The organism is Aureimonas sp. Leaf454 (genome assembly GCF_001424685.1).
Taxonomy (GTDB): domain Bacteria; phylum Pseudomonadota; class Alphaproteobacteria; order Rhizobiales; family Rhizobiaceae; genus Plantimonas.
Window position 1 is genome coordinate 491516 of sequence record NZ_LMQT01000012.1, and the last position, 10915, is coordinate 502430.

A 10915-nucleotide genomic window follows, 5' to 3' on the forward strand; every position below is an offset into this window, starting at 1 on the left:
CGACTCGCAGTCTCGCCCCATCCCACTGAAAAGTCGAGACAAAATCAATTGTGATCGTCTTATGAATGGTTGCATGGTAAATTTTATGCAAGCCACCTAATGATGGCATGCATGCCGCCCAATTCGACAGAGCGCCCGCCTCATCTTCGACGCATTCCATTAAAAATGAAATGTTCGTCGCAACTCCTCGCTCACTGAATTGCATGAATCGCTTGTAAAGGCGCGCCGCGATGCATCATGGTTCGGTGCATCGCGGCCCGACGAGATCGGAAACAAGCCTGATCTTATCGCTGTCTTGCGGTCGCCCGAAATTCCCCGGTCGTCGTCACGCGTAAGTCTTGCAAGATGATCTACATTCCTTACGAATTGCACGTGGATAACGCGCGGTAACGGTTCATTGCTGCATTTCAATCGATTTGGCTCGGCGCATGCTGCGGTGCATTATAGCGATGAACGCAGTCGCAAGGAGCATCCTGGTGCTGACCGAAAAACGATCCATGAATAACGCTCGTTACGAACTTTCGAGCGCCGCCTTCGCACCGTCCGAACCCTCGTTGTCGATCCTGTATCGTTCCGCATCCGCTGCCGAGCCGACGAGCGTCATCGGTGACTGGCGCAAGCGCGCGCTCGACGTCACGCTCTCGGCGGCGGGACTGCTTGTCCTGGCGCCGCTCCTGATCCTTCTGGCTCTCCTCGTCCGGCTTTCGTCGCCCGGCGGCGCCGTCTACGGCCACAAGCGCGTCGGCCTCGGGGGCAAGACCTTCAAGTGCCTGAAGTTCCGGACGATGGTCTCGAACGGGGACGAGGTCCTGCGAGCCCATCTCGCGGAGAACCCGCAGGCCCACTTCGAATGGGAAAGCAGCCGCAAGCTCCGCAAGGATCCGCGCGTCACGGCGATCGGCGCCTTCTTGCGCAAGACGAGCCTCGACGAGCTGCCGCAGATCATCAACATCCTGCGCGGCGACATGAGCATCGTCGGCCCCCGTCCGGTGGTCGAGGACGAACTGCGCTACTACGGTCCCTATGTCGGGCACTACTTCGCGGCTCGCCCGGGCCTCACGGGTCTGTGGCAGGTCTCGGGGCGCAGCGACACGTCCTACGACGCCCGCGTAGCCTTCGATCGCACCTACTGCGAGACATGGTCGTTCAACAACGACATCGCCATCATCGTGAAAACCGTGCCGGCCGTTCTGGCTTGCAAAGGAACCTATTGAGGCGCAGAGGACGGCTATACGCTCTCGAACCAACGGATCTATTCTCGATATGAAGCAGCTGCTGTCCGGTGCCTTTCTCTGCATCGCGGCTTTATCCACGAGCGCGAATGCTCAGGAAGCCCGCAACCAGATCGGGCCACAGGACCGCTTGTCGATCAAGGTGCTGGAGTGGCTGCCCGCCAAGGGCGAGTACAAGGAGTGGACGGCCGTCGGCGGTGAATATGCCGTCGAGCCCGGCGCCACCATCAATATGCCGTTCGCCGGAGAGATCTCGGTCGCCGGTCAGTCGACCGCCGACCTGTCCCGCGTGATCGCGGAGAGCCTCCGCAAGAATCTCAGTCTTCCCCTGCGGCCGGATGTCGGCGTCGAGATCGTGGGGCGTTCGCCGATCTACATCATCGGCGGCGTCGAGCAGCCGGGCAAGGTCGACTTCACGCCCGGCCTCACGGCGATCGAGGCGGTGGCACTGGCCGGCGGCTTCTATCGCGGCGGCAACGGCACCCTTCGGCTTGAGCGCGAGATCATCACGGCGGAAGCCGACCTCGACGTCGCGCGCGACAGCGCGGCCCGCCTCGTCGCGCGGATCGATCGGCTGGAAACCGAGCTCGCCGACGGCACGGTGATCGAGCTGGATGCAAAGCAACCGCTGGCGGATCGGGCGAAAGCGTTCCTGCCCGAGGAGCAGCGGCTTCTGGAGATCCGCAAGCAGGCTCGGGAGTCGCAGCTCGAGAGCCTTCGCAGCCGTCGTTCCCTGTCTCTCGAGCAGCTGAAGTCGCTGGACGAGAAGTCCATCAATCTCGACCGGCAGGTCAAGCTCGCGCGCGAGCAGCTCGATGGCGTGGAATCCCTCGTCGGGCGCGGCCTCACCGTGGCCAGCCGCCGCTTCGAACTCGAACGCACCCTGTCCGATCTCGAAGGCCGCGTCCTCGATCTCCAGAACGCGCGCCTCGCGGCCCAGCTCGAAGCCAACGAAGCGGAGCGGCTCGGCGCCGACGTCGTCACCCAGTTCAAGACCCAGGCCGCCAACGAGCTCCAGAGCGCGCGCGCCGAGCTCTCGAAGGCCGAAATCGGCATCGCCCAGGGCGAACAGCTCATTCGGGAGTCCTCGGTGATCGCCCCGGAGAAGCTGATCGACCGCGCCGGCAATTTCCGGGTCGGCATCCGCTTCTTCCGCACCACGACCATCGCGGGCGCGCCGACCACGACCGAGATCGACAAGGACACGGTCCTGCAGGGCGGCGACACGCTCCAGGTCCAGATGGATCCCGCCGTCGAAACCGTCCGGACGGGTTCATCCGGCCCTTCGGACTGACGGATACCGACCTGCAGACTTGCGGAGCCTTGCGAGCGGAGCGACCGGTGCCGATACACGGCGCGACCGGCGAAGCCGTTTCCGTCATCCGAGATTGAAGCGCGGTCATATCGCTATCAGATTGCGCCAGTCGGCGGACGACGTCTCAGCACGCTTCTCTTTCTGATGGCATGAGGCCCATCCTTCCGCTGCCTTCGTCTGGACCCATACTGATTTATAGAATGTCGAACGGCGTTGCCGTCCGAAGGCGTGCCACCAACGTGCAAAAACATGACGAAAATGACAGCTACGCCTATCGTTTCCCGGTTTCAGGATAGGCTCATCAAGCGGCACTCGGCCTTCAAGTCCTACGATGTGCGGCAGCGCCGCACGATCCTCGTACGAAGCCTTGATGTCGATCTGCTGACGATCCGTGATACCGTCCGTTCGCCGATGTTCGATTATCTGCGTTTCAGACCTTTCCAATAATAACCCAGAATCACTTTCGCGAACCGCATCCGCAGTTGCGAGTACCGTCGTGAGAAGACACGGGTCGGCGTCAGGTCGAAGAGATCTCGCCACGCTTGGCGAATCAGAGGTTCAATTCGTCTAGCATCCACCCGCTTGTAGCGGCGTAGGATACGATAGCGAACGTAAGCCTCGAAAAGCCATTCCGGCACCGGCCCTTGCCCGGTCTCGGCAATAGCGAAAATTTCCGCGCGAGCGGCACTGCGCTCCTGCAGTTCTATGTTCCGGATCGAAATTGCGTCCTCATGCCGTCGATAGATGAGAACCACCTCGTCCGGTTTGTCGAGTGTGCCGAGCTCTGCCAAGCGGATGAAGAGATCGTAATCCTCGGCATGCGGAAACTCTGCTCTATAGCCACCTAGGACTTCGAACGCCGTACGCCGCACCATGATCAAAGGATGAACCGAAACTGCGATCTTCGGCGGAAATACCGTCAGATCGGTACGCTTGTGCGGTCCGCCGGTGACCCGCTCGCTCGCGGTTTCGCCCAGCTCGCGCGTTGTGGCGACGCCTCCGACCAGCACGCAGCCCGGATGCGTATCGAGGTAATGCGCTTGAAACGCAAAGCGTCCAGGCATGGAGATATCATCGGCGTCCATCCGAGCAATGTATTCGCCACGACATTCCGCCAAACCGGCATTCAACGCAGAAACGATACCGCCATTAAGCTGATTGATGATACGTATCCGACTGTCGCTTCGCTGTTTTTCTTCCAGAATCGATGCCGTACCGTCTTTGCTGCCGTCGTTGATGATGATGAGCTCGAAATCGACGAGCGTCTGCCTGAGTATAGAGTCGATCGCCTCTGCTAAGAACCGCTCGCCATTGTAGACAGGCAAAATGCAAGAAACTATTGGCATCGTCTTGTAATTTCCGCTATTCTGGTTTTTTATCAGAAGCTTCTTTCTTAGCCCAACTCAAGGCTTCGTCCAACGAAACGAAACTTCTGGCGAGTTGACTGCGCCCTGAAAAGGCGGCCATGAAGCGACTAATTTTTCCATAACTATTGTCTAGCACCGCGTGAGGGCGCCCAAGCAGCACCGAAAGAATGTGCGCGTGCAGTCGATCGGTAACGACCGTTCGGCCACGTGAGAGTTGGCGCAGCCCACGCCTTAAACGGTTGTTGGCACCAGCATTGAATTTCCCGAGTTCCGCAGAGGCCGGACCGGCGACGATGGTCGACGTCATCATGCCCAGCAACTTGCTGAAACGGACCGAGGTCAGATTTTCGTCGAGCCAATCCTCGAAAGCAACGCCGTCACGTGCAACGACGGCACGTTCTATCTTCTCCACATCCGTGCGCAGCAATGCCATGACATCAATCGATGGGGCGCTTGGACTCAGCGGGCCAAGACAGAAGGCCATGTCCGGAACCAGTCGGGTTTCACACAGAAACTTCTGTTGAGCGAGATCCAAGGAGTATTGGTCGCGAACCAGCAATGTAAATTGACCGTGGGCCTCGATGAGGCGCGCCATTTGGTCAAGTCGGGCGGTAGAGGAAAAATGTATGGATTGCGGCAACTGAACGATCCGCCGTCCTTTCGTCGTGTTGAGAATCATCTCGCGAAAGGAATGGTGCGACTCCCAGATATCCCCAAAATTTCCGCCGCCATGCAGATATAGAATCCCGTTGGGTACGCGCTCTCTCAACTTGTCGGCCGAGTATGAGTTCAGAGCGCAGACGTAGGCGGGCGACTTGGACTGGCGCTCGCGGAAGTAAGCGACTTCTCCAAGCCAGATCGCGGAATCCCCTACATTCGGGTGTCCAGGAAAATCGAGCAGTGCGAAATCCTCCTGATCGACGAGATCGTCCAATCCGGAGAATATCATCGACTTCAATTCGTCGATGACCGCCGCCGAAACATGGCGTCCGGCATGGCCGGCATTCGCCGCATCAGTATCATTGCTCATTCGTCACCTTCAGCCCGTTTCTTAGTCTTGTTCAATCTCAACCAAGGTTGCGAAGAGCTCTGCGCTCTTTGTTCCTTCGATGAAAACTTCCAATTCGTTGAAGAATTTTCCCCTCGAAAGAGGCCTCGGGCCGTCCGATGAGCCAGAGGAGGATGTGAAGTGACGCGTACAAAAGAAGACCCGCTGCGATCACGACGGCACTGAGGGCCAACGTTTCGACATCGAGTGACGCGGGCATATCTGTCCAGTCGGGAAGAAATCCCAATAGAAACCCGTACAGCAAAATCGCCGCCATAAAGGTTCTCCAGGGACCGAAAGCTTGCCTGAGGATCGATACACCGATTATGTTCCGCACCAAAATTAGGTTTTGCCATATCACGAAAACTCCACTGAATATTCGTGCGATGATCACACCGAATAAGCCGCCCATGTAAAGACCAATTACTATGAGAGGAAGTCGGATAGCAAGCATCCACAGATCCCTCTTCAGGAGTTGCTTCGTTTGACCAGAAACCATCGCAATCGACTGCGCAGGGCCTGCCATCATCTGTATAGCGAACACAGGTGCCAGGTATTGGACAACCACGACGCTGATATGCCACTCCGGACCAAGTGCGATCAGAATGATGGGTTCTGCTAGAACGGAAACGAGAATCGAAATCGGCAGTGCGATCGCGAGAACTGCACTTTGGCTAAAGAGATAAGCCGCCCGCAGTCGGGGCAGATCGTTCGATATCTTTGCAAAACCCGAATAAAGTGCCTGCATGATGGGCACAACCGGCGTATTGGTCGGCAGACTAGCGAGCGTATTGCCCACCGTGTATTGCCCGAGCACCGATGTTCCAAGCCGACTTCCAATAAAGAAGCGGTCTGCTTGCCAGTTCAAGGTGTTCACACCGTTAGCAAGGGTCAACCAACTGGAAAAGGCGATGATGTCCCGCCACGATGCGATGGAAAAGCGCGGTCGATATGGGGCAGCGATATAAGACAGGACGACCGCAACCACTGGAGAAGCGACGAGACCAGCGGCAAGCGCCCAATAGCTGCGTGTCGCGACAGCGATCGCGACGGACACGAGGAAGGCGCTGAACGTGCCGCTCGCCTCTGTCCAGAATTGCGGTCGAAAATTCAATTCTCGCTGCCAATGCGCCAGTCTCGGGCTGACGAATGCCCGCACCAGCGGGACAATCGCCAGAAAGGTGAGGAGATCTTCGAGACGGGGGTCTCCGTAGTAGCTCGCGAAAGGCGCAGCGGTTCCGACGACGGCCATGGCCAGTATAACGCCGCGTATGACATTCAGCGTGAACGCCGTGTCGTAGGCCGAACGCTGGGGATCTTTCATCTGAACGATGGCGTTCGAAAGTGAGAGATCGGTCAGAGCGTCGAAGATGAGAAGCACGCCGGCGGCCAACGAGAAGAGACCGAAGTCAGCAGGCACCAAAAGCCTTGCGACGATCATCATGGAGAGGAGATCGAGCGAGCGAGTGGCCAGTTTGGCCATCACCAGCCAAATTGCACCCAACGCGACCTTGCGACCCAGCATCAGGCGGTTCTCAGCGACGTGCGGACGGGAAGCTTCCTCTGCCAGGCATAGGTCATGCCGCCGAAGCCGATCGCCATCATCATCGCGTAGCGGAACGCTCCGATCGGGCCGAAGTCGGCGGTCGTTCCGATGAGGACGCCGACGACGAAGGGGGGAATCAGGGCGTAGCGCAGAGCGCTGAGGAGGACCACGGCCTCAGGATCCCGCGGGTCCGCCCGCATCAGGAAGCACTGGCCGATGAAGCCGAAGTAAGCCATCGCGCCGAACACGCCGACGCTGCTGACGGCGGCGACGAAGATGTTCGAGGCGCGCGTCGATCCGAGCCCGACGCCTAGGCCGTAGGTTTCGAAAAGGGCGTTCAGCGACACCGCCGTCCACATATTGCGCTCGATGTAGCTGTCGGATCCGCTCTTCTTCAGGACCAGTTCGTCGATGGCGTTCAGGACGCCGTCGATCACTCTCGGATTGACCAGCATGAAGAGCGCGAGGAGACCGATGGCCGTCGCGACGATCCCGAATTCGAGACCGAGCTGGCGCTTGCGCAGGGGGTTGTAGCGCTGATCGAACATCCGGATCAGCCATTCCACGCAGGCGAGACCGGCGAAGACCCCGAGCCCGACATAGGCGGCGGAGGATGTCGACAGCCAGATCAGGACGACGAGGAGGCCGATCGCGACCGGGATCACACGATCCCGGATGAAGTCGTCGGCCATGCCTCGCCGCAGGAAATAGAGAAGGCAAAGCTGGGAGAGGCAGACGCTGCCGAAGGCGGACGCTTCCGGCGCGAGGCCGACGACGCGCTTGCCGCCCAGCATCTCCGCGTCGACCAGCATCGCGTAGCTCGCCGTCCGGAACATCTCCAGCACCGGGCCGATCGGCAGGAACTGCGACGCATAGTCCAGAAGGCCCGTCAGGATGGTGAGGCAGCTGCCGACCACGATCGCCTTCAACGCCGTCTGCCGCATCTCGCGCGTGCTGAGAACCTGGCTCAGGGCGATCACGACCAGAACGGAAATGGAAAGATAGGCGAGCTGCGAGATGTTCTGCACCGTCGGGTAGAGGGGCGCCACCGTCGCGCCCGACATCGTGACGACCTGCACCGTGCCGGCGAAGATCCGCGGCATGAAGAGCGTGACGACGAAGGATAGAACCAGGAAGATCAGCAGGATTCCGAAGCGGTTCAGCTTCAACGACGAACCGATGGCGATCAGCAGCCGCTGCTTCTTGCTGAAGGTCTTGAGGATGATGAGGAAGGCCGTCATCGTGGCCGGAACGAAGGTCAGACCGGCGGTCACGGCGGGAGGAATGACGGCGAAGGACGAGAAGCCGAGGGACCCCATGAACAGGTAGAGGAGCACCGGCCGCGACGACAGCAGCCCCCACACGGCAAGTCCCCAATAGATCGCGATGGGAATAGCAGTCATCACACCTCGATTGGCCCCGGCCAATGACGAGTTTCACGGATCACGTGCTAAGGATCGATCTCCGCTTGCAGCATCCTGTCCAGGACCGATCGGCTCGGACATTCGTAATCTCACCCTGCTGATTACTCGATCCTGCAGCGCAGCGCAACCAGCGGCTCCAATGCTGCATCTGCGAACAAACCCCTTCGCTTGCGTTCCGCAGAGCGGATCGCCTGTCCGGTTGGACGCCCGATGCGAGGCGCGCGGGGCCAACGCGAGGCGAACGGGCGCGGGTGCACCGTTCCGGGCGCGCCGGCTTTCCAGCGGGCCTTCGTCCGTCAAGCTCCGGCCTGCCCATCGTTTGAATCTGCGAACGCGAGAAGGCGGCCGCTGATCGCGGCCGCCTTCTCGGTCCGGTAGCGTCGGGCCGGCGCGCCGGGCCTGATCAGACCATCAGCTGGAAATCGCTCGCCGCGAGTTGGATCTTCGCGTCGACATGGGCGAAGACGATCGCCTTCCCTGCGCCGCTGCCGTCGGCGTCGTAGGAAATGTCTCCGGTCTTGGCGTTGTAGAGGATGCGATGATGGTCGTCGGCCGCGCGTCCGGTCTCGCTGGCGAAGAAGGCGTCGGCCGGGAGAGCGCCGGCAGCGTGCGACCAGCCGAAGGCGCTGAGATCGACGACCAGCTTATCCTGTCCCTTCTCGAAATCGGTGATGTTGGCGACGTTCCCCGCTTTCGGCGCGTTGAAGACGAAAAGATCGTCGCCGGCCCCGCCCGACAGGATGTCGCTTCCCAGGCCGCCGTAGAGCGTGTCGTTGCCGGCGCCGCCCCTGATCTCGTCCCGGCCGGACCCGCCGATCAGCGTGTCGTCGCCCTCTCCGCCCTGGAGCTTCAGATTCGCCGTGCTGCGCGAGCCGTCGAGACGATCGTCGCCGGCACCGCCGACGACCTCCTCGATCGAGGCCTTGGCGAGGTCGAGCGTCAGGCCCTTCGTTCCCTGGACGTAGAGGATGTCGCGTCCGCCGCCGCCGTCGATCACCGTATCGTCGGCGTCGGCGCGGATCACGTCGTCGCCGTCGCCGCCATAGAGCTTGTCGGCATCGGCGCCGCCGAAGATCTCGTCCCGGCCGGACCCGCCGATCAGCGTGTCGTCGCCCTCACCGCCCTGCAGCTTCAGATTCGCCGTGCTGCGCGAGCCGTCGAGACGATCGTCGCCGACCCCGCCGACGACCTCCTCGATCGAGGCCTTGGCGAGATCGAGCGTCAGGCCCTTCGTTCCCTGGACGTAGAGGATGTCGCGACCGGCCCCGCCGTCGATCACCGTATCGTCGGCGTCGGCGCGGATCACGTCGTCGCCGTCGCCGCCATAGAGCTTGTCGGCACCCGCGCCGCCGAAGATCTCGTCCCGTCCGGACCCACCGATCAGCGTGTCGTCGCCCTCTCCGCCCTGGAGCTTCAGGTTCGCCGTGCTGCGCGATCCATCGAGGAGGTCGTCGCCGACACCGCCGATGACCTCCTCGATGGAGGCCTTGCCGAGATCGAGCGTCAGGCCCTTCGTTCCCTGGACGTAGAGGATGTCGCGACCGGCTCCGCCGTCGATCACCGTGTCGTCGGCGTCGGCGCGGATCACGTCGTCGCCGTCGCCGCCATAGAGCTTGTCGGCACCGGCGCCGCCGATGATCTCGTCGCGGCCCGCTCCGCCGTGGATGACGTCATCGCCGGCCTTGCCCGTCAGCCTGTCGGCACCGTCGGTCCCCATGAGGACCAGTCCGGGGTTCGTCACGGACGGGCTCGCCGCGGGCGGCGCAACGGCGGCCGGCGAGGGAACCGGCGTAACGGCGGGCGACGTCGTCGGCTGAGGAGCCGCCGGCGTCGGATTGACCGGGACCGGCGGCGCCTGGACCGGAAGGGTCTCGAGATCCGTAGGGACGGGCGTCTCGGCGGCGACGACCTTCGAGGTCGCGCCGTAGAGTCCCGGGTCTTTTCCGTCGGGTGCGGACACGGTGTCGAGGGCGACGGCGACGGCGTTCGGGTCCTTGGAATAGGCACGGATGTAGTCGATGCTCATCGACATCGGCGCCTTGGCGGTGCTCTGGGTCGCGAGGTTCGCCAGGAGATACATCTCGCTGTGCATGTCGTTCGGCGTCGCGCGCGTGCCCTTCAGGATCCCGTCGACGTAGAAGTTCAGCGTCTTCGCGTTCCACTCCAGGCCGAACGTGTGATAGCCCTTCATGGCAGGCGCGGGTGGATCTGGCGGNGCAGACAAAGCCACGATGTCATTGGGGGCGTCTCGGCGGCGACGACCTTCGAGGTCGCGCCGTAGAGTCCCGGGTCTTTTCCGTCGGGTGCGGACACGGTGTCGAGGGCGACGGCGACGGCGTTCGGGTCCTTGGAATAGGCACGGATGTAGTCGATGCTCATCGACATCGGCGCCTTGGCGGTGCTCTGGGTGGCGAGGTTCGCCAGGAGATACATCTCGCTGTGCATGTCGTTCGGCGTCGCGCGCGTGCCCTTCAGGATCCCGTCGACGTAGAAGTTCAGCGTCTTCGCGTTCCACTCCAGGCCGAACGTGTGATAGCCCTTCGTCGTGTCGGTGTTGTCGCTGTAGACCTGGAGATCCTGGCTCGCAATCGACTTGTCGGTGGTGTGAATGTGGCTGTAGACGCCCTTGTTCCAGGCGCCGTAGTGCTCGACGATGTCGAGCTCCTGCCAGCCGGCTGCGGTCTTCTTGCCGTCCACGGGCAGCATCCAGAACGCGTCCCACGAGCCGACCGCATCCGACAGGTCGGCCCGCATCTCGAAGTAGCCGTAGGTCTGGGAAAAGCTCTCCTTCGTGTGGATCAGCCCGGACTCCCAGCTCCCCTTGTAGCCGTAGGGCGTGGCGTCGGGAACCGCGGTGATCGTCAGAGCGCCGCCGGCGATCTTGAACGGGTCGTAGCCCGACGAGGCATCCACAAAGGACGACTTGCCGAAGCCGATGTCCGAATGCGCGTCGTACTTCCATTCCGAGCGGATGTCGGCCCAG

The 10915-nt window shown here is 61.4% G+C and carries 7 protein-coding genes and 1 pseudogene; 2 read left to right on the plus strand and 6 right to left on the minus strand.

The window, feature by feature from the left end:
• The first annotated feature begins 497 nt into the window (after window positions 1–497).
• A complete protein-coding gene (locus tag ASG43_RS11055; RefSeq protein ID WP_056504375.1) occupies window positions 498–1214 on the plus strand; it encodes a sugar transferase in 717 nt (238 codons plus the stop codon).
• A 49-nt stretch (window positions 1215–1263) separates the two neighbouring features.
• Complete coding sequence (locus ASG43_RS11060; RefSeq protein WP_056504378.1) at window positions 1264–2526, plus strand: polysaccharide biosynthesis/export family protein; 1263 nt, start codon at window positions 1264–1266, stop codon at window positions 2524–2526.
• A 440-nt stretch (window positions 2527–2966) separates the two neighbouring features.
• Here the strand turns inward: ASG43_RS11060 and ASG43_RS11065 are convergent, their stop codons facing one another.
• From ASG43_RS11065 to ASG43_RS11090, 6 genes and pseudogenes are all read right to left on the minus strand, one after another.
• Window positions 2967–3893 carry a glycosyltransferase gene (locus ASG43_RS11065; protein ID WP_056504381.1) on the minus strand — a complete coding sequence of 309 codons (927 nt, stop codon included), beginning with the start codon at window positions 3891–3893 and terminating at the stop codon, window positions 2967–2969.
• 16 nt (window positions 3894–3909) lie between these two features.
• A complete protein-coding gene (locus tag ASG43_RS11070; protein WP_056504384.1) occupies window positions 3910–4944 on the minus strand; it encodes a polysaccharide pyruvyl transferase family protein in 1035 nt (344 codons plus the stop codon).
• A gap of 37 nt (window positions 4945–4981) precedes the next feature.
• Window positions 4982–6487 (minus strand): lipopolysaccharide biosynthesis protein, encoded by a 1506-nt coding sequence (locus ASG43_RS11075; RefSeq protein WP_056504385.1) that lies wholly within the window; start codon window positions 6485–6487, stop codon window positions 4982–4984.
• Complete coding sequence (locus ASG43_RS11080) at window positions 6487–7911, minus strand: hypothetical protein (RefSeq protein ID WP_056504387.1); 1425 nt, start codon at window positions 7909–7911, stop codon at window positions 6487–6489. The genes ASG43_RS11075 and ASG43_RS11080 overlap by 1 nt, the downstream gene beginning before the upstream one ends.
• A 424-nt stretch (window positions 7912–8335) precedes the next feature.
• On the minus strand, window positions 8336–10147 hold a 1812-nt coding region (locus ASG43_RS11085), incomplete at its 5' end, for a family 16 glycosylhydrolase (RefSeq protein ID WP_210168275.1).
• Between the two features lies 1 nt (window position 10148).
• A pseudogene (locus ASG43_RS11090) lies at window positions 10149–10845 on the minus strand (glycoside hydrolase family 16 protein); the annotation flags it as partial.
• Window positions 10846–10915 lie beyond the last annotated feature (70 nt).